Here is an 18,993-nt window from a genome sequence, read left to right as displayed (position 1 = left end):
TGGGGGGTCAATATTCAGTGTAGATCTTCATAATCTGATAAAAATATATGCCGACACTACAGAGGATCGCGGATCCAATACCTAACTAACCGAAATCATTCACCGGCCCTCGCAAGTTTGGGCGTTTACTGATAATCTCCGGGAGGCATGCAGTGAGCAATTTGGGGAAATCATTACGGATCCCCAAGGTCTCGGGAAAATTAAGCCCCTTGGTTTTTTTAAAAAGCAAAGGAGACGTTCACGCCCCTGTAAATATGGTTATGATCTTCATCCCAGGAGAGCCCATCGATCAAATCGGTGGAGTCGCCGCCGAGAGCGTACCAGAAGCCAATCCTCGGGGTTATAGTGACATACTTGTAAACCGGGAAACTCATCGAGGCGTAGATGTGGCCCGCTAGGGGGCCATCGAATGACTTGGTAGGATCATCCGGGTCAGGATAAGCGGCGGCGTCTTCGGAAAACTGGAAGACGTAATCGTTTCCCAGATCCAGGGTCGCATTCGCAAAAGGCATGGCAAAGCTACGCCCGATCCCAACCTGAAGCCACCACCCCGGATAATGAGAAGCTTCCCGGTAGGCGGTTACTGACGCGGTAAGGTAATTTACATCGACCCCAAAACCCCCATAGAGTTCCCAGGAGTCATACACCCCGTCCAGGGCATAGTAAATGGTTCCAAGATCCACCGAAAATGACTTTATGATTTCCCCACTGTAAAGCTCCCGACCATAAGATAAGGTAAAGTCGGTCTCATTCCACTCAGCCCCTCCCTGCGGGGGAGAAAAAGGATTATTATGGTCGGTATCGTAGTTTCCCCAGACATTTACCGAAAACCCCATATAACTAACGGTCATCGAAGGCTGGAAGACGGCGCTGTCCCGGCTCAGGGCGTAACCCCGCCAAACATATTGGCTCAGGATATCAACCGCGAAGTCGGCGGAAGGCTTTTCTTTTTCTTCCGCGCTGACTGAAGAGACCGCCATTAATCCCGTCAAACATAAAACCAGAACTACCACTGCCAAAAGCCCCCAGAGGCCATTGAAACCGTGAACCGACACCGCACCGACCGGATTATCAACTTTTAAAGCTTCCAGGGAGAAAACCCCGACCACCATGACAATACCGGAAATGATGCCGATTATTACCGCGGCCCAGGAAGCTACCCAGGCACAGGGAGCAGTGATGGCCACCAGTCCAGCCAAGGCCCCGTTTAAAGCCATACCTAGATCGAAGCGCTTGGTTTTGGCATATATAATGAATAAAGCAGTCATGGAGGCGGTCGCCGCGGCCATCGTGGTATTGACGGCGATCACTGAAATCCTCAAGTGATGGGCCGAAAAGGTTGACCCGGGGTTAAATCCAAGCCACCCGAACCACAGGATAAAGGTACCCAGGGCGGCCAGAGCGATGCTATGGCCCGGGGCTTGCCGTTTTTATCAAACTTGCCATAGCGCGGTCCGAGAACAATAGCCCCGGCCAGGCCGATTAAACCACCGACGGCATGTACCACTCCGGAGCCGGCAAAATCTAAATGCCCCAGGCCAAAAGGCAGCTTGGAGAGCCAGCCGCTACCCCAGACCCAGTGAGAACAAACCGGATAGATAAACAGACAGATGACTACGGAATATACCAGATAGGCCTGGAACTTCAGGCGTTCGGCGATAGCACCGGAGACAATGGTGGCAGCGGTAGCGGCAAACACTAACTGCCAGAAGAAGCTGATATAGGTGCCGACATCGTAACTGTCACCGGCCAGGAAAAAATGAGAGGTCCCAATCAGTCCTTTCCAGTCAGTACCCATAATGATGCCAAAACCCAGGACCCAGAAGGCCAGGGAGCCGACCACAAAGTCCATGACATTCTCGGTGAAAAGGTTGGTGCAATTTTTGTCCCGGCAAAACCCGGCCTCCAGACAGGCAAACCCGGGCTGCATAAACATCACCAAAAATCCACAGATCAACACCCGGACATAATCCGCGGCCAGACCCGGGTCTTTTTTTTAAGGTCTCGGCCCCGGTCGGATCACCAGACCAGACCGGGACCTCTTCGAGGAGTAGAATCCCAACGCTCCATAACAGTAATGAAAACTTTCTGATCTTTCAGCCTCCTTTTGTGGGGGAATAAAAAATTATTAAACAAGAATAAGCAATTCTGATTCTAAAATATTATGCTTGTATTTTCGCTAACTTATATTTATAGAATTATACAAAATTGTAGGCGAAGTAGCCGGGTATACTATAAGTCTTTTCTTAAGCAGCCAGGATTTCCGAAGAGGTAATGGAAGATGTCCGGCATTTATCTCTTGCAACAGAATATTTCTTTTGTTAAATTTTAAAATTTAAATTCATTATCGGGCGAAGGCCCTGAAGCGAGTTTCAGAACACGATGATCGAGGTTAAAGAGTTAACAAAATATTACGGGCCCACCCTGGCCATCCGACAGCTCAATTTTGAGATTGCCGATGGCGAAATTGTCGGTTTTCTGGGGCCTAACGCGGCCGGGAAGACCACCACTCTGAAGATTCTGGCCGGGTATATGCCTCCCAGCTCGGGAACGGCCACTATCAATGGCTATGACTGCCTGACGCAACCCCTGGAGGTGCGGCAGTCTTTGGGTTACTTGCCCGAAAATGTGCCGCTGTATCGGGATCTGGACGTTACCCAGTTCCTAACCTTTGCGGCCCGTGCCAAGGGAGTGGAGGGCCGCCAGCAAAAGACTGAGATTGATCGAGCCATTGTTGACTGTGGCCTGGAAAATGTTCGACATACCTTGATTGCGTCGCTTTCCAAAGGCTACCGGCAGCGCCTGGGGCTGGCGCAAGCCTTGCTCAACCGGCCGCCGCTGTTGATCCTGGATGAACCCACCATCGGTCTAGATCCCTCCCAAATTGTCGAGATCCGGCAGTTAATCAAAGACTTGGCCGGCAACCATACGGTATTTTTAAGCAGCCACATCTTGCCAGAAGTGAGTCAGCTCTGTCAGCGGGTGATTATCATCAACCGGGGCCAGATTGTCGCCAGTGACACACCGGCCAACCTGACCCGCCAGTTAGGCGAAAGTGCCCGCCTGGCCATGGTAGTGAAAGGGCCAGAGGATAAGATTGTTGCCACTCTTAAGGTCCTGCCGGGGATCAGGGCCGTTACCGCCAGTGGCAACGGCAATTATTTGCTGGAGGTGGACAAAGGTCAGGAAATGCGGCCGACCCTGGCCCGGCAGGTGGTACAGGCGGGGTGGGACCTGTTGGAACTCAGAGCCCAGGAGTTTACCCTGGAGGACGTCTTCCTCAACCTGGTTACCGAAGAGGAGAATAAAGCAGCGTGAACGGATGTCTGGCGGTTTTGCGCAAAGAGTTGGCCGTCTATTTCAGTACGCCGATTTTTTACCTCACCGGGACCTTTTTTCTCATCCTGGGGGGGTATTTCTTTTTTTCCAACGTGGCCTATTACAATCTGCTCAGTTTTCAGGCCGCCCAGAATCCTTATTTGGCCTCGCAGTTGAATCCCGGCCAGATGGTATTTCGCCCCTTATTGGGTACCCTGGCGGTAGTATTCCTGTTCTTGGTGCCGCTGATCACCATGCGCCTGTTCGCTGAGGAAAAACGTTCCGGCACCGCGGAGTTATTGTTTACCTATCCCCTGACCGATTGGGGAGTGATCCTGGGCAAATTCCTGGCGGCCTTATTGGTTTATGCCGTGCTGCTGGGGCTGACCCTGATCTACGGCCTGGTGTTTGCCTGGGTGACGCCCCTGGATTGGGGGCAGATCTTAACCGGCTACCTGGGCTTATTCTTACTGGGCGGGACCTTTTTAGCCCTGGGCCTGTTCAGCTCCACCCTCACCGAAAATCAGATTATTGCCGCGGTGGTCACCTTTGGCCTGTTATTACTTTTTTGGGTCATCGGGTGGTATGAAGAATTGGGCCCCTCAGGGTGGCAGGCCTTTTTCAGATACATCTCGCTGATGAGCCACTTTGAAACCTTTTCCCGGGGGGTAATCGATAGCCGGGACCTGCTGTTTTATCTGCTTTTTATCTATTTCTTCCTGTTTCTGACCAAACGCCAGTTAGAATCCCGGCGCTGGAGAGGATGAGCATGGGTCTGGCAGATTGGAAAACCAAACGAACCTTGATCTATGGCACCGGATCGGCTACGGCTATTGTGGTGGTGCTGATAATTCTGGCATTTCTGGCCTTGTTGGGAGAACGCTATCATTGGCGGTGGGATGTAACCTTAGATAAGAGTCAATCGCTCACCGCAACCACCAAAAACTTGCTGGGTGAGGTCAAAGAGCCGCTGCAGATGACGGTTTTTTATCCAGAGGGTCAGTCTGAGCGTCAGGAGGCTAAAGCTCTGCTGGAAAATTACCATTATCGGAACCGCCTGATTTCCTATGACTTTGTTGATCCGGAGCGCCACCCCCTGGTAGCCCAACAGGCCGGTTTCCGCTATCCCGGCAATGTCCTGCTGGAATACCAGGGCCGCAAGCAGATGGCGAATAATAGCACCGAGGAGGAGATTACCAACGCCATCCGCAAATTGCTCAACCCGGAGCAGAAGAAGATATATTTTCTTACCGGGCACGGCGAACGGGGCATTGACGATGCCGGGCGGAATGGCTTCCAGACCGCGGCTAAGGCCCTGCAGAATGAGGGGTTTGAGGTGCTCGCGCTTAATCTGGTTTCCCAACCCCAGGTGCCCGGCGACGCGGCGGTAGTGGTGGTGGCTGGTCCGGAGAAACCGCTATTCCCCCACGAAATCGTGGCCTTGAAAACCTACCTGGACCAGGGCGGCCGGCTGTTTATCCTCCTGGAACCTTTTAATGACGGCGGCCTGAAGGATTTCCTGGCCGCCTACGGGGTCGATCTCGATGACCGGATGATCCTGGACGTCAACCAAGTCAGTCAGGCCCTGGGAGCCAGTGTCACCATGCCCATGGTGATTAATTATGGAGATCACAAGATAACCCAGAAATTCACCAATGTGGTGACCCTATTCCCTTTAGCCCGGCCTCTTACCCTCAACCCCAGTACACCGGAAAGAATTCATCTGTTTACCCTGGCGACCACCATGGAGAGCAGTTGGGCCAAAAAAGGCCAGGAGTGGATCAAAGCCGGTAAGGTCGGTTTTGATGCTGGGCAGGATCAAAAAGGGCCTTTTCCCCTGGCGGTACTGGCGGAAATTCAGCCGCCGGGAAGCCAGACCGGTGCAGAGCCGCCCGCTGAACCAACGGACGCCAAAGAAGACAAAAATGTCGACAAACCCCAAGAAAAAGGGCAGGATAAAGATAAGACATATTATCTGGCGGTTTTCGGCAATACCGGTTTTGCTGATAACAATTATTTTAACCTCTCTGGTAACGGTGATTTGTTTTTAAATACCGTAAATTTTCTGGCTGAGCAAGAGAGCCAGATCACGGTGGGGCGGCAGGAGAAGAAATCCCAGCCCCTGATGCTCACCGGGTACCAGAGTTGGGTGTTGCTCTTGATGTCGTTGGTGCTGATTCCGCTGGCCATGATTATGGCAGGGGTTAATGCCTATCTGAGACGGAGGCGGCGGCGATGAGTATCAAGAAGCTCTTGCCCTACCTGGTCGTGCTGTTGGTGGTGGCCGGGGGCTTTTTCATTTCGGAACATTATCAGTCCCAGAAAGAGGCAGAAGAAAAGGCAGCCAAAAAGGTCTTTGCGGTCCCGGCGGATAAAATTACCGCCATTTCCCTGAAACGGGACGGCCGGGAAATCAAGTTAACCAAAAATAAGAAGTGGCAAATCATTCAACCTTTGCCTACCCCGGCGGATGATTTTGCCGTCAATTCGCTGCGGGATACCCTGGCCGGTTTAGAAAAACAGCGGGAGATAGAGGTCGAGCCGGAAAAATTAGTTGACTACGGCCTAGACCATCCGGACCTGATAGTGGATTTCGCTGCCGACCCCAAGACCTATCAGCTGCGCATCGGCCATAAAGTTCCGGGTGGCCGGGGCTATTATGCCCAGCCTGACGCGACCGGCAAAGTGTTGTTAATCAGTGCCATTGACAAAGAAGCGTTGGACAAGAACCTTACTGCCCTTCGGGATAAAACTGTTTTTACCATTTCCCCGGAAAAGGCCAATGCCTTGGAGGTAAGAACTGCCAAGGTCGATCTAACCCTGAAAAAAACCAGTCCGGAAACCTGGGTTTGGGAAGATCATCCCCAAACCCGTATCCGGACGGACAGGGTTGAATCTTTACTGCGTCAGCTCAGGAACTTGCGGGCCCAAGAATTTGTCTCGGAGAAACCCGAGAATCTGGAGATCTATGGCCTGGCCCCGGTGCCGGCGGCGCGCATCACCGTTTCGCAGGATAAACAAAAGGAAACCCTGCTTTTAGGGGCTAAGAAAGGCAAGCTGTGCTACGCCCATAAAACAGGGAGATTACCGATATTTCAGGTTGATCGGGAGCTTCTGGAAGGCCTGCCGACTTCAGCCAGCCAGTTGGAGGATCGCCGACTGTGGAGAGGCAAAGAGGCTGAAGTGGAGAAAATGAACTGGGGACCGCCGGATCAGCAAGTTAAGGCCACCAAAGAAAAAGACGATTGGCGTCTGACCTTTCCGGATGGGCGGGTTGAGAAAAAACCGGCAATGCGCCTGGGAAGAGTTTTATGGAGACTCAAGGAACTGGAATATGAGCGACTTGTACCCTCAACCAACCCCAGCCCTAAAGATCCGAAGTTTTCTTTGCAGCTCATCGGGTCGCAAGACAAACCACTCCTCAAACTGGAGACCTTTGACGCTAAGGAACCGGACCTGCTCCGAGTGCGTTCTATCCAGGGGGAACAAACCCTCGACGCCCTGGTATCAAAAAAGTCCTTGGCTGCCTGGCGGCAAGAACTGGGCAATCTGTTGACCACTGCAAGCCCAGGTCCAACCTCGAAGTGAAGTCCCGGGCTCTAGAGGAGGGCAGGCTGGATTTAGACACGAGATAGTTAGTTTGACAAATCTTTGAAGATAATCTAATCTGGGCAGTAATTTTGAAAAGGAGAATACCCCCATGACCCTGGATGAAGTCATTATAACTCGGGCAATCGTGGAGCGCTTCACAGAGAAGTTGCTGGATTGTGTGGATCTGGATGTTGCCATCGTCGGCGGCGGGGTGTCAGGGCTGGTGGCCGCCTGGCGGTTGGGCCAGAAACGGCGTAAGGTTGCCGTTTTTGAGCGCAAATTGACGATCGGCGGCGGGATGTGGGGCGGTGGCATGATGTTTAACGAAATCGTGGTGCAGGAACCGGCAAAACGCATTTTGGATGAATTAGGCATCACGGCCCGGCCTTATGACCAGGGTTATTATACCGCCGATGCTATTGAAGCGGTGACCACTTTAGGGTCGCAGACCATGAAGGCCGGGGCCCGGGTCTTTAATTGCATTCACGTCGAAGATGTCATGGTCCGGGAAAACCGGGTCACCGGCCTGGTGATCGGCTGGTCGCCGGTGGAAATTGCCGGTCTCCACGTCGATCCCATGACTGTGCGCAGCAAATACGTGGTTGATGCCACCGGCCACGATGTCGATATCGTCAAGGTCTTTCTGCGCAAGAACCCTCCGGCGGTGCTGTTCACTGAGACCGGCGGCATCATGGGTGAACGCTCCATGTGGGCCGACGTTGGGGAAGTCCAAACCGTGGAATACACCAAGGAAGTTTATCCGGGGTTGTTCGTCTCCGGCATGGCCGCTACTGCCAGTTGGGGTACCAATCGCATGGGGCCGATTTTTGGCGGTATGTTGCTTTCCGGAGAGCGGGCCGCTGAACTGATCGAGGCCCGGCTGGCCGCGGAGCGGTAACCTCAAGGCCCTGATATTTATCATAAATAGCTTATGCTCCCAGCTCCGCCAAGTTTAGGAGATGATAGTAACACAGCTGACTTTTTCATGCTTTCCTCCTCTCATCCGGAATTATGCGGCAACCTCGGCGACCACAGTCAAAAAATGGTTTTGGGAACTTTTTTTGCTCAGGGGCAATTCCCCAGGATTTCCATCTTGGGAGCCCAATCCTCCCTTAACCGCATGGTAGAAAGACTTTTACCCAAAATCAATTAATTTTTCACAGAGGCTTTGCATACCACCCCCCCTTGATAAGCAAATTTTTATGGAAGATCGACCTAAGCATCCCACCCCAGTACCGCCTGATAATGGTGCACCAGGGGAAAGGCCGAGGCGATATGCACATATCACCGCCCGGCGTGATAAGAAACCCCGGCCCCCACTTTGATCAGGCGTCTGACCGGTCTTGTCCCCCCGCCCGGTGTTTTTGCCCTCCTTGATCCGGTTTTCCATTTCGGCCCGGCCATTATAGACCTTGACCACTTTAGCGGCAGATAGCCGTGGGCTGGTGACCACAAAGCCGATCCTTGGCAAAATGCCCATTGTAGGCCACTCCCTCCGGCTTGCCGTGGGCCGGGTCCTCAGGGGAATCCAGGTCAATGATCAGTCGTTTTTTGTTCTTCTTTTTTAACAGGGTATCCTTGCAGCGGGTCAGGGCGGCGTCCAATGCCAGCAGCCCAGCCTCGTTGCCCAGGATGTCATTCTCCAGCCTGCACAGCATGGACTGACCGGCCCCGGCCTGATGATCTTTGCCCAGGGCCAGCCTCGGGGCCGGGTCAATCCGCAGAAAATCGGCGTCGTTGGAATTTTCATAACCAGCGGCCATCTGACAGACCCTCTGACACCCCATCTGGACCAAAGAGTGTTTCGTATGCGTTGGGTCCCGCGGGCAGAAAAAGTCCAGCCTTCATAACCCTGGGAATCAGTTTACAATTCAGCCCACCGTGCTTTCGAAGTATTTTTCGAGACTTTGTTTATAAATAAGAACAAGACGTTCATAATGGTGAACAGAAAAAAGTTCATTATATATTGAAGATAATCCATAATGATTTTAAATAACTTATAGTTTTGTTTAAACTGATCTCTTGGCATATTTTTTGAGTAATAAAGTAATTCGAAAGGGTTTTCAACTTGTTTATCGCAAACATGGAGCTGAGCCGGAGGGCCGGGCGCAGGTCAGTAAACTGGCTATTTTCTAAAGTTCAGCAAGTAAGGGGAGGAGATGCGATTATTTCTAAAGAATAAGATGGTCTTGAGTTTATGGCTGGTGATTGGGGTCATGGGCTGTGCAGGCCCGCAACCGGCGGTGACGCCCCAACAGCTGGCGGCTGAACCGGCCCGCAAGGATGTGTTTGCGGCCGGCGATGTGGTGGAGATCAAGTTCACTTATACTCCCCAGTTTAACGAGAGCCAGACGATCAGTCCGGGGGGTACTATTTCCCTGCCCCTTATTGGCCAGATCAAGGCCGAGGGCAAAACTCGGGAGGAGTTGCGACAGGAGTTGATGAAGACCTATTCTGAGCTCCTGGAACAGCCGGAGATCATGGTGCTGGCCCGGACGCAGATCAAACGGCGGATCTATGTGGGGGGCCAAGTCAACCGGCCTGGTTTTGTGGAGATGCCGGGCGATATGAGCGTGTTGGAGGCCATCATCTCCGCTGGCTGGGTCGATGTCAAGACTGCCTCCCCCAATATCTTGATCATTCGCCAGAAAAATGGCGAGTCCTACGGTGCGGTACTCAATGTAGCCGACGCCCTGGGCGGGAAAAGGACCAAGGCCTTTTATTTACACCCGCAAGATATTGTCTATGTGCCGCGCAGCGGCATCAGCAAAGTCAATCAGTGGATCGACCAATATATCAACAAAATGGTGCCCCAGTTCGGCTTCACTTATTTTTATCCCATCGGTCCGGGCGGTGCAGGCCGTCTGGGAATCGATACCACCGGTGCTCGGCCGCGTCCCTATTGAGCAAGTTGTAAAGGTTAACAGGGAAAATCCAATTTGGTTATTAACTGTTAGGAAAAGATTATGCTCTCTAAAATAGCTCCCTCCAATAGATCAGAGACCTCTTTACGGGATATCTATCTGATTGTCTGTCGTCAGCGGTGGAAGATCGCCCTGTTTTTCTTGGCGGTGATGGTAGTTACCACCCTGGTCACTTTCCTGAGCCCCAAGATTTACAGATCCGAGGCCCAGCTCATGGTGCGATTGGGGCGGGAGAGTGTGACCCTGGACCCCACCGCGTCTACTGGGCAGGTAGTCTCAATCGGGCAATCCCGGGAAAATGAGATTAAAACCGAGCTGCAGATTCTCCAGAGCCGGGCCCTGGCCGAACAGGTTGTGGATGCCATTGGCTATCAGGCAATTCTGGAAGGGCAGTTGCCTTCCAGTTCGGTGGGCCAAGCCTCAGCCGCCTCCAGTGAAGACGTTGCCTTGGAGCGGGATAAGGCTGTTCGGAGTCTAACCCAAGGCCTGGAGCTGGAAAACAAAGAGAACAGTAACATCATCGCGGTAGCATATGAAGCCAAAAGCCCGAAGCTGGCCCAGGCGGTGGTGGCCAAGTTTGTCGATCTCTTCCGCGATCATCATATCAGGGCCCACCGGACTTATGGATCCGATGAATTTTTTAACCAGCAGACCGAGCAGTTACGAGTCCAACTGGCAGAGAGTGAGAATGCCCTGAAGGAATTGAAAAACCAGAGTGGCATTGCCTCGGTTACCGAACAGCGCACCATTCTGTTAAATCGAATCGGCGACTTGCAGCGGCAGTTGGAGGGGACCGAGGCGGCACTGGCCGCATCCCGGTCCCGGGTGGGAGCCATGCAAAAGACCCTGGCCAGCGCGCCCTCGACTCTGGTGCGCTCCAGGATTGCTGGCTATTCCGGCAACCCCCTGGACTTCTTACAACAGCGGCTTCTTGAACTGCAAATCCAGGAAAAGGAGCTGCGAGCTACTATGACCGAGAAAAACCGGCTGGTCAAGGACGTGCGCCAGCAGATTGCCGAGGTCCAGGCTTTGATCGATAAAGAGGGTGCCACCCACGCCAAGGTGACTAACCTGGCCCTGCTCGCTGAACAGGCCATGGTGTCCGAACTCCAGGCCAAGGCTAAGGTCCTGAAACAGGAGCTGGTCCAGGCCCAGAGCGAACTTGCTGGAATCAATGAGGCCGAGGTCAAGATTGCCCGGCTGGAGCGGGAAATAGAAATTCAGCGGAATAATTTTCGCAATTACGCCGACAAGTTCTCGCAGGCCAAAATCGACCGGGCCCTGGAAATGGAAAAGATTTCTAATATCAGTGTGGTACAGCCGGCCTCTTCCCCGGTGAAGCCGGTGCGGCCGCGCAAAGGACTCAACCTGGCCTTGGGGTTTTTCGTAGGAGCCTTTGGAGGGGTGGGACTGGGCTTCCTGAGCGAGTATATGGATCATTCCTTCAGGACGCCGGATGAGGTGACCCGAAAACTGCAACTGCCGGTATTGGCAGCTATTCCCCGCTTTGAAGGCCAGAAGGCTAAAGGTTACTTGGTGGCCGGAGTCCCACTGCTGCTGCCCCGAGTGGCACCGGTCTGGGATATGGCCGAAGAGATGACAGAGCGTTGCGGCCTGTTGCCGGCCAACATGCTCTGTGACAAGACCGCGGCTGACACCGCGCAACTGCTGGCAGTTACCAGTTGCTATAGCGGCGAAGGGGTGAGCACCTTTGCAGCCAACCTGGCAATCAATCTGGTTAATCAGACCGGTAGCCGGGTGCTGTTGGTGGATGCCAATCTGGCCCAGCCTTCGATCCACCAGGTGTTTAAGGTCAGCCAAGCCCCAGGCCTTGCTGACTTGCTAGCCCAGGCCAGCGGCCTCAGCAACAGCATTCAACCTTCCAATATTAATAATCTGGACATCTTAACCGCTGGCCAGGGCCAAGTGAACCTAGCTAGGTTCTTTGAATCCCGGCAATTTGTCGACCTGCTCGACCTCTGGAAGCGGGAATATCGCTTCATCATCATCGATACCCCGCCCTTCCAGGAAGCTGCCACGGTCACCCGACTGAGCCGCCTGGCCGACGGGGTGGTGCTGGTGGTTGAGTCGGAACGCACCCGTTGGGAGGTGGTTCAACAGGCCCAAGCGGCGCTGGAAAAAGCCCAAGCCCACGTCCTGGGAGTGGTCCTCAACAAACGCCAATTCCATATTCCTGGGTGGCTATATCGGACCTTATAAGAAGCTTTGGCCGTCTTCGCAGGCAAATCTGATCTCAGCGATAATTTCGGAGACCAGTTTCCCCCCCAGTCAGAGAAGATGCTAAACCGTCTAGCAAGCGGTGCGAAGTAGTCCTGTATATCAAATCAGACTGGCCCCAGGAGGGTGGCATGAAAAGCAAAGGACGGCTAGCGCAAGGGCAAGCAATGGATGTTGGCGCGATTTTTAGGAATTGGAATGACTTGCGAATAGGGCGCTGGTTGGAGTGGTTGAGCCCCTACCGCTTGCCTCTGGCCATTTTGGTTCATGTCGCCATCCTAACCGCGGCTTATCTACTCTCCTTCTATCTAAGGTTTGAGGGTGTCATCCCGGATGTTTATTATCACACTATGGTCCGCACGCTTCCCCTGGTATTGCTGGTTCAGGGGTTCTTTTTTCATTATCATGACCTCTACCGGGGGCTTTGGTGCTACGTCAGTTTTACGGATATTCTAAATCTCCTGCGGGCCACTTTAATGAGCCTACCGGTGCTTATCATCTTGGACTTTTTCCTGGCCCCTTATCTCGGTCAGATCCCCCGGTCCATTTATATCATGGACTTTTTGTGGGTAGTAGCCCTAACCAGCGGCGGGCGCTTCCTGGCTCGGCATCTACGAGAACATACCTTCTGTAAGGTGGGAAAACCTAATCCTCGCCGCATCATGGTAGTCGGACCGGTTAAAGTAGCCGAATCTCTGATTCGCGAGATGCTCAGCAATCCCAATGGCTACTTGCCGGTGGCCCTGGTGGACCCCAAAGTCAACTTCCATGGCTACCGCCTCCATGGTATCCGCATCACTGGTGGTCTTAATCAGATAATTCCCACCCTCCATCGCTACTGCATCCAGGAAATCATTTTTGCCTTTCCGGAGGCCCCCAAGAGCCTGTTAAACGACCTTATTAAGGAGTGCCGGCGCTCTGAGGTGGAGCTCAAGATCGTCCCCTCATTCAGCGAAGTTTTAAATGGCCATTACCGGCTGGCGGATGTCCGGGATATCGATGTCGAGGATTTGTTGCCCCGTCCCCCCGTTCATATCGAATGGGATCAAATCGTCGAATTTATCCAGGGACGGACCATCCTGGTGACCGGAGCCGGGGGTTCCATCGGTTCGGAACTGTGCCGCCAGCTGGCCAGGTTTAAGCCCCGCGCGTTAGTGCTCCTGGAACGGGCTGAAAACTCCCTCTTGGAAATAGGGATGTCTTTAAAGCACCTTTTCCCAGATCTAGATTTTCAGACAGTAGTGGCGAGCATAAACGATTTACCTGGTCTTAATATATTATTCCGCCAGTATCGCCCGGACCTGGTGTTCCATGCTGCGGCCTATAAGCATGTGCCGCTGATGGAACAGGCCCCCATCGAGGCAGCGTACAATAATATTCTTGGCACCCGCAACCTGGTAAAAGCTGCCCTGGCAGTCGGAACCGAACGCTTTGTGATGATCTCTACCGATAAGGCCGTTAACCCGACTAGCGTCATGGGGGTGAGCAAAAGGATTGTTGAAAAATACGTCCAAGCAATCAATAACTGCAATTCCACTCGGTTCTTGATCACCCGCTTCGGCAACGTGCTAGGCAGCGCCGGCAGTGTGGTCCGACTGTTCAAACAACAGATTGCGCAGGGCGGTCCCCTGACCGTCACTCATCCCGACATCGAGCGTTTTTTTATGACTATCCCGGAATCGGTGCAACTGGTCTTGCAAGCCGCCTACATGGGGCAAGGAGGCGATATCTTTGTTTTAAATATGGGCCGTTCTGTCAAGATTCGTGAACTGGCGGAAAAACTTATCCTGCTGGCCGGCAAGAATCTAGGCACCGACATCGAAATCATTTATACCGGCCTGCGTCCCGGGGAAAAGCTTTACGAAGAACTGTTCAACCGCGATGAACAGTCATTTCCTACTGATCATCCCCTGATCTTAAGAGCCTTGGCCACCCAGCCGGAGGCGGAGGTCTGGGAGAATTACTTGGAGGAGATCGCCGCGTTGGTTCATCAACAGGATGCGCCGGGCCTGATCGCCAAGTTCAAAGCCATTATTCCAAATTATGTCCCGGCCAGCCACCAGTAACCATGGCCCTCTGTCCCAAACTGTCTTTAGGCCGGCCGAAAACTGCACGGGTCACGCTCCGCAACCTCTTATTTGCTCAAATTTTTCGATACGGTCGATTTCTAGAGGTTTGAAAAAAAAGATTTATAATTACCTCCTTAGACAAAAAACCATAATAGTGGTGACGATATTAGGTCGGTCAAAAAAGATTAGATCATTAATGTAGCCTAATTCCAAAAATCTAACATGGATGCTATTTGTGCCTATGCAATATCAGAAATATACCGAGTGGAAACGGATTCTTGATTTGGTGGGAGCAAGCCTGGGGCTAACCATCTGTGCCCCGGTGATGGCAATTATTGCGGTTCTAATCCGGTTTTCCATGGGTTGTCCAGTATTATTTCGCCAACCCCGGACCGGATTATATGGCAGAGCTTTCCAAATCATTAAATTCCGTACCATGAGCAATAACTATGACGAAAATGGCTGCCTATTAACGGAAGCGGAGCGGCTAACCAGTTTGGGTAAATTCCTTAGATCTACCTCGCTGGACGAGCTACCCGAGCTATTCAATGTTCTCAAGGGAGAAATGAGTCTGGTAGGACCCCGGCCTTTGTTAATGCAGTATCTCGAACGTTATACCCCGGAACAGCGGCGCCGTCATGAAGTAAAGCCTGGCATCACGGGTTGGGCCCAGGTCAGCGGTCGCAATGCCATCTCTTGGGAAGATAAATTTGCCTTGGATTTATGGTATGTAGATCACCAATCTCTGTGGTTGGATCTAAAGATCATCGCCATGACAATCGGAAAAATCCTCCGGCGTCAGGGTATCAATCAGCCAGGCTGCGTGGGCAGTGAGGAATTTCTGGGAACTACTACTCAGCAAAACTCGATTTAGGTTTTGTATTTCGGTTTCAATCGAATAATTGAGGAAACTTAGGATTTAAGAGAGATAACAGTGAGAGAGCGCCGGGCAGCCATCAGGGCGATTAGAAGCCATCTACCCGCGGGAAAGCTTACTAATGAGCAGCTGGCCCAGGAGTATCAAGACCGGAATGTCTTAAAGATTTTTCAAAAGACCGGGATCGCGGTACGCGGTGTGGCGGCTGCCAATGAATGCGCTTCAGATTTAGGTGTGGCGGCCGGGCAAAAGCTGTTTGAGAGCGGGGTATGTCGCCCTGAGGATATAGACTTCTTGATATTCTGTACGCAAACCCCAGATTATTTTCTACCGACTACGGCCTGTATCATGCAAGACCGTTTAGGTCTTAAAACCAGCTGCGGGGCTTTTGATCTAAATCTGGGTTGCTCGGGTTTTGTTTATGGGATAGCGGTAGCCAAAGGGCTCATTGAGACTTGCCTAGTGGAGAATGTTCTATTTATCACTGCGGATACCTATACCAAATTCATTAATCCCCAAGACCACAGCGCCAGGACCATTTTTAGCGATGGCGCCGCTGCAACGTTGATCGTGGCCGTTGATACCGAAGAAGAGTTGATCGGTCCTTTCGTATTTGGGACCGACGGCAAAGGGGCCGACATGTTAATGGTTCCAGCCGGAGGGTTGCGACTGCCCATAAGCCCGGCAACTGCAATTGAGAAGGACGACGGCAAGGGTATTTTCCGCTCGGCTCAAAATCTGTTTATGGACGGTCCGGAAATTTTCAACTTTTCTTTTAAAACTGTTCCCCTGGTCCTGAGACAGCTCCTCGAAAAATGTGGCATGAAGATTGACGAAGTTGACTATTTCGTTTTTCATCAGGCCAACCAACATATGCTCGAATGGCTTCGCAAAAAGACCAAAATTCCGACAGAGAAGTTTTGCATTAATATGGAAACCTATGGGAATACAGTGTCAGCGAGCATCCCCATGGCTCTGGAACTGGCGCAGGCCCAGGGAAAGATAAACAAGGGCGACAAAATCTTACTGCTCGGCTTCGGAGTCGGTTATTCATGGGCGGGGGCTATGGTAAAATTTATTTAAAGGTGGGAATTGGAATGCATTATTTTAGGAAAAGTCAGGTGCATTCCTCAGCTTTAGTGGACCCAAATTTAATACTTGGAAGATAAAGATTAACGGTGAAGCTAAGAAAAGCTGCAATAAGGGGGATTAAAGTATATCTGCCCCCCACCCAACTTACCAACGACCAGTTGGTTGAGGAGTTTGGTGATCCAACCATTACCAAAATTTTTGAGAATATTGGGATAGAATCGCGCCGCATTGCCGGACCAGCCGAATGCGCCTCTGATCTCGGAGTTAGGGCGGCCCAAGAACTGTTGAACAACAGTAACTGGACCTCATCAGACATTGATTTTTTGCTATTCTGTACCCAGACCCCGGATTACTTTCTTCCTGCCTCGGCATGTATTATGCAGAAACGTTTAGGACTGCCAATGCGCTGTGGGGCAGTGGATGTAAATTCGGGTTGCGCGGGCTTTGTCCACGGCCTGGGCTTAGCGAAAGGACTGATTGAAACTGGACAGGCCACCAATGTGCTGCTGATCACCGGCGAAACTCTATCCAAGACTATTAATCCTAAAGATCGCAGCACCCGTCCTATTTTTGGCGATGGCGCTACCGCTACTTTAATCTCGGCCCTGGAGACCGAAGTGGAGGCGATCGGACCATTTTCATTCGGCACGGATGGCCAAGGCGCCAAAGATTTGATCATTCCAGCGGGGGGGTGGCGCATTCGTCCCACCCCGGAGACGGCGCGGGAAAAGATTGACCCCTCCGGTAATATCCGCTCAGACCAAGAACTGTTTATGGACGGAGCCGAGATTTTCAATTTTGCCCTGGATAAAGTCCCAAAGGTGGTTAATCAACTTTTGAAAAAATCTCAAATGGATTTAACAGACGTCGACTTTTTCATTTTCCACCAGGCAAACAAATTTTTGCTGGAAGCTCTGAGGCGGAAGATCAAAATTCCTAAAGAAAAATTCATCGTTAATTTAAAGAGGTTTGCTAACACCAGTTCATCAACTATTCCGATCGCCTTGGAAATGGCGCTGCAAGAAGGAAAAATCAATAAAAGAGATAGATGCTTACTAGTTGGCTTCGGGGTTGGTTTTTCATGGGCGGCAACCATGATCATTATTATTTAGAGGAGCTTATTTATGGCAAATGAGGCTTTTATGAATGATCTGGCCGATATTTTGGAAGTGGAACCAACCGAGCTGCACCCTGGTTTTGTGCTTGGCAATGGGAATTGGAACTCGTTGGCTATTGTCAGCACCATTGTCCTGCTCGATGAGCATTTTGGCATCGCTATAGATGGAGAAAAGCTGAGAGCTTGTCAGACCCTTAATGAGTTGTGGGGTCTGCTGCAAGAGGTCAGGGAAGCTTAGCTCTTCTAAGGTTAGAAGTCTTTGACCAAATGGAAGACTACGAACCAGATATTCGCAAGGGCGGTTACAAAGGTTACCTGGGGGGTTAGAGGTTGGTGACTTTTAATCCTATGGACCTGACCGGCAAGAGAATTTTAGTAACCGGCGCCTCCTCAGGGATTGGCAAGGCCACGGCCCGATATCTGAGCAACTTGGGGGCCAAAGTGGTGCTGCTGGCCAGAAATGCTGAGCGCTTGCAAAAAACCTTCGACAGCTTATCAGGGGAAGGGCACGCCCAGTATATTTTCGATCTGACCGCGCTGGATGAAATTCCAGTCATGATAAAAAAGATTGCGCAAGAGGTGGGGCGGTTCTCTGGTCTGTTTCATGCCGCGGGAATCACCAACGTCATACCGGTTGGAATTATTGGTGAAAAATATATTGATGCGGTATTTGATCCCAGCATTAAGGCGGTTTTGATGCTGGCCAGAGGCTTTTGCCAGAAGGGAGTTTTATTAACTGATAATGCCAGCCTGATTTTTATGTCCTCCGTATTTAGCTTACGGGGGATAGCTGGGACCAGTATCTATTGTGCCAGTAAAGCTGCGATCGATGGGGCGGTGCGAGCCCTGGCCTGTGAGTTGGCGCCACGCGCCATTAGAGTCAATTCCATTATCGTCGGCGCCGTGGAAACAACAATGCTGGAAAAACTTTGTAAGACTTTAACCAAGGAATATAAATTAGCCTTTGATAAAAAGCACCTATTAGGATTCGGTAAACCTGAGGATATTGCTGCTGCCGCTTCTTTTCTGCTTTCAGATGCCTCCCGCTGGATAACCGGTTCCACCATGATCGTTGATGGCGGATATTATTGCAGCTGAACGGTTTGTAAACGTGATACGGGATAAGGTTCTGTGAATAAATTAATTATTGTCGGAGCGGGAGGATTTGGCCGGGATCTATTGTCATGGGTGCAAGCTATACCAACCCAAGAAAGGGACTGGGAGTTGGCAGGTTTTCTAGACGATAATCCCGAGGCTCTCAAGGGATATAGCTGTAATTTACCGATCATGGGCAATATCAAAGACTATCGGCCTCGGAAAGACGATCGTTTGGTAATGGGAGTGGCATCGCCAACGTCTCTAAAATTAGAAATCGCTCAACAGATGTTAAACAAAGGGGCCAATTTTATCTCTATAATCCACCCTACCGTTGTCAAAGGAATTAATATTAAGATAGGTCAGGGATGTGTCATATGTCCTTATGCCCTCATTGGCAATAATAATAAAATCGGAGATTTCGTTACTATCAACGTTTTTACCTCCATTGGACACGATGTCATTGTCGGTGATGGTTGTACTTTTCATACGCACATTAGCATCAGTGGCTTTGTGAAATTAGGTAGGGGAGTGGAAGTGGGCAGTCATGGCTGTATTATTCCTCATATTAAGGTGGGAGAGTTTGCCAAAGTTAGTGCCGGTAGCGCAGTGTTCGCCAATGTTAAGCCCGGAATTACAGTTATAGGTGTACCCGCCAAGAAGCTTTAATAA

15 protein-coding genes and 1 pseudogene are annotated in these 18,993 nt (G+C 51.5%); 14 read left to right on the top strand and 2 right to left on the bottom strand.

The window, feature by feature from the left end:
* Positions 1-218 precede the first annotated feature (218 nt).
* Positions 219-2,093 (bottom strand): annotated as a pseudogene (gene amt / locus JRG72_08165) (ammonium transporter).
* 289 nt (positions 2,094-2,382) lie between these two features.
* Between amt and JRG72_08160 the strand changes: the two are divergent.
* The 5 genes from JRG72_08160 (at position 2,383) to JRG72_08140 (ending at position 7,807) form a co-directional block, all read left to right on the top strand.
* On the top strand, positions 2,383-3,318 hold the full coding sequence (locus JRG72_08160; GenBank protein MBW2135190.1) for an ATP-binding cassette domain-containing protein: 936 nt from the start codon (positions 2,383-2,385) through the stop codon (positions 3,316-3,318).
* On the top strand, positions 3,315-4,085 hold the full coding sequence (locus tag JRG72_08155) for an ABC transporter permease subunit (GenBank protein MBW2135189.1): 771 nt from the start codon (positions 3,315-3,317) through the stop codon (positions 4,083-4,085). The genes JRG72_08160 and JRG72_08155 overlap by 4 nt, the downstream gene beginning before the upstream one ends.
* A gap of 2 nt (positions 4,086-4,087) precedes the next feature.
* On the top strand, positions 4,088-5,557 hold the full coding sequence (locus JRG72_08150) for a GldG family protein (protein MBW2135188.1): 1,470 nt from the start codon (positions 4,088-4,090) through the stop codon (positions 5,555-5,557).
* Positions 5,554-6,906, top strand: a complete 1,353-nt coding sequence (locus tag JRG72_08145) for a DUF4340 domain-containing protein (protein MBW2135187.1) — start codon at positions 5,554-5,556, stop codon at positions 6,904-6,906. The genes JRG72_08150 and JRG72_08145 overlap by 4 nt, the downstream gene beginning before the upstream one ends.
* 112 nt (positions 6,907-7,018) lie before the next feature.
* Positions 7,019-7,807 carry a thiazole biosynthesis protein gene (locus JRG72_08140; protein ID MBW2135186.1) on the top strand — a complete coding sequence of 263 codons (789 nt, stop codon included), beginning with the start codon at positions 7,019-7,021 and terminating at the stop codon, positions 7,805-7,807.
* Between the two features lie 523 nt (positions 7,808-8,330).
* Here the strand turns inward: JRG72_08140 and JRG72_08135 are convergent.
* Entirely contained in the window at positions 8,331-8,696 is a 366-nt protein-coding gene (locus JRG72_08135; GenBank protein MBW2135185.1) for a transposase, read from the bottom strand.
* A 372-nt stretch (positions 8,697-9,068) separates the two neighbouring features.
* Here JRG72_08135 and JRG72_08130 point away from each other — a divergent pair, with 372 nt between their 5' ends.
* The 9 genes from JRG72_08130 (at position 9,069) to JRG72_08090 (ending at position 18,990) form a co-directional block, all read left to right on the top strand.
* Positions 9,069-9,815: a polysaccharide biosynthesis/export family protein gene (locus JRG72_08130; GenBank protein MBW2135184.1), complete on the top strand. Its 747-nt coding sequence runs from the start codon at positions 9,069-9,071 to the stop codon at positions 9,813-9,815.
* A gap of 60 nt (positions 9,816-9,875) precedes the next feature.
* Positions 9,876-12,053: a polysaccharide biosynthesis tyrosine autokinase gene (locus JRG72_08125; GenBank protein ID MBW2135183.1), complete on the top strand. Its 2,178-nt coding sequence runs from the start codon at positions 9,876-9,878 to the stop codon at positions 12,051-12,053.
* A gap of 149 nt (positions 12,054-12,202) precedes the next feature.
* Entirely contained in the window at positions 12,203-14,137 is a 1,935-nt protein-coding gene (locus tag JRG72_08120; protein MBW2135182.1) for a polysaccharide biosynthesis protein, read from the top strand.
* Positions 14,138-14,381: 244 nt separating this feature from the next.
* Positions 14,382-15,014 (top strand): sugar transferase, encoded by a 633-nt coding sequence (locus JRG72_08115; GenBank protein MBW2135181.1) that lies wholly within the window; start codon positions 14,382-14,384, stop codon positions 15,012-15,014.
* Positions 15,015-15,068: 54 nt separating this feature from the next.
* Entirely contained in the window at positions 15,069-16,100 is a 1,032-nt protein-coding gene (locus JRG72_08110; protein ID MBW2135180.1) for a ketoacyl-ACP synthase III, read from the top strand.
* 95 nt (positions 16,101-16,195) lie between these two features.
* Entirely contained in the window at positions 16,196-17,221 is a 1,026-nt protein-coding gene (locus JRG72_08105) for a ketoacyl-ACP synthase III (GenBank protein MBW2135179.1), read from the top strand.
* A gap of 12 nt (positions 17,222-17,233) precedes the next feature.
* Positions 17,234-17,464 (top strand): acyl carrier protein, encoded by a 231-nt coding sequence (locus JRG72_08100; GenBank protein ID MBW2135178.1) that lies wholly within the window; start codon positions 17,234-17,236, stop codon positions 17,462-17,464.
* A gap of 95 nt (positions 17,465-17,559) precedes the next feature.
* Entirely contained in the window at positions 17,560-18,324 is a 765-nt protein-coding gene (locus JRG72_08095; protein MBW2135177.1) for an SDR family oxidoreductase, read from the top strand.
* Between the two features lie 33 nt (positions 18,325-18,357).
* A complete protein-coding gene (locus JRG72_08090) occupies positions 18,358-18,990 on the top strand; it encodes a NeuD/PglB/VioB family sugar acetyltransferase (GenBank protein ID MBW2135176.1) in 633 nt (210 codons plus the stop codon).
* Positions 18,991-18,993: the final 3 nt, after the last annotated feature.

The organism is Deltaproteobacteria bacterium (assembly GCA_019309545.1).
In the GTDB taxonomy this organism is placed as follows: Bacteria; Desulfobacterota; Desulfobaccia; order Desulfobaccales; family Desulfobaccaceae; genus Desulfobacca_B.
The sequence above is the reverse complement of the archived record's forward strand: the minus strand, read 5'-3'. Positions and strand labels throughout refer to the sequence as shown.

Bases quoted from the DNA above. Each gene is read 5' to 3' on its own strand.
- JRG72_08160 (MBW2135190.1), top strand. From the start codon at position 2,383: ATGATCGAGGTTAAAGAGTTAACAAAATATTACGGGCCCACCCTGGCC.
- JRG72_08150 (MBW2135188.1), top strand. From the start codon at position 4,088: ATGGGTCTGGCAGATTGGAAAACCAAACGAACCTTGATCTATGGCACC.
- JRG72_08145 (MBW2135187.1), top strand. From the start codon at position 5,554: ATGAGTATCAAGAAGCTCTTGCCCTACCTGGTCGTGCTGTTGGTGGTG.
- JRG72_08140 (MBW2135186.1), top strand. From the start codon at position 7,019: ATGACCCTGGATGAAGTCATTATAACTCGGGCAATCGTGGAGCGCTTC.
- JRG72_08135 (MBW2135185.1), bottom strand. From the start codon at position 8,696: ATGGGGTGTCAGAGGGTCTGTCAGATGGCCGCTGGTTATGAAAATTCC.
- JRG72_08130 (MBW2135184.1), top strand. From the start codon at position 9,069: ATGCGATTATTTCTAAAGAATAAGATGGTCTTGAGTTTATGGCTGGTG.
- JRG72_08125 (MBW2135183.1), top strand. From the start codon at position 9,876: ATGCTCTCTAAAATAGCTCCCTCCAATAGATCAGAGACCTCTTTACGG.
- JRG72_08120 (MBW2135182.1), top strand. From the start codon at position 12,203: ATGAAAAGCAAAGGACGGCTAGCGCAAGGGCAAGCAATGGATGTTGGC.
- JRG72_08115 (MBW2135181.1), top strand. From the start codon at position 14,382: ATGCAATATCAGAAATATACCGAGTGGAAACGGATTCTTGATTTGGTG.
- JRG72_08100 (MBW2135178.1), top strand. From the start codon at position 17,234: ATGGCAAATGAGGCTTTTATGAATGATCTGGCCGATATTTTGGAAGTG.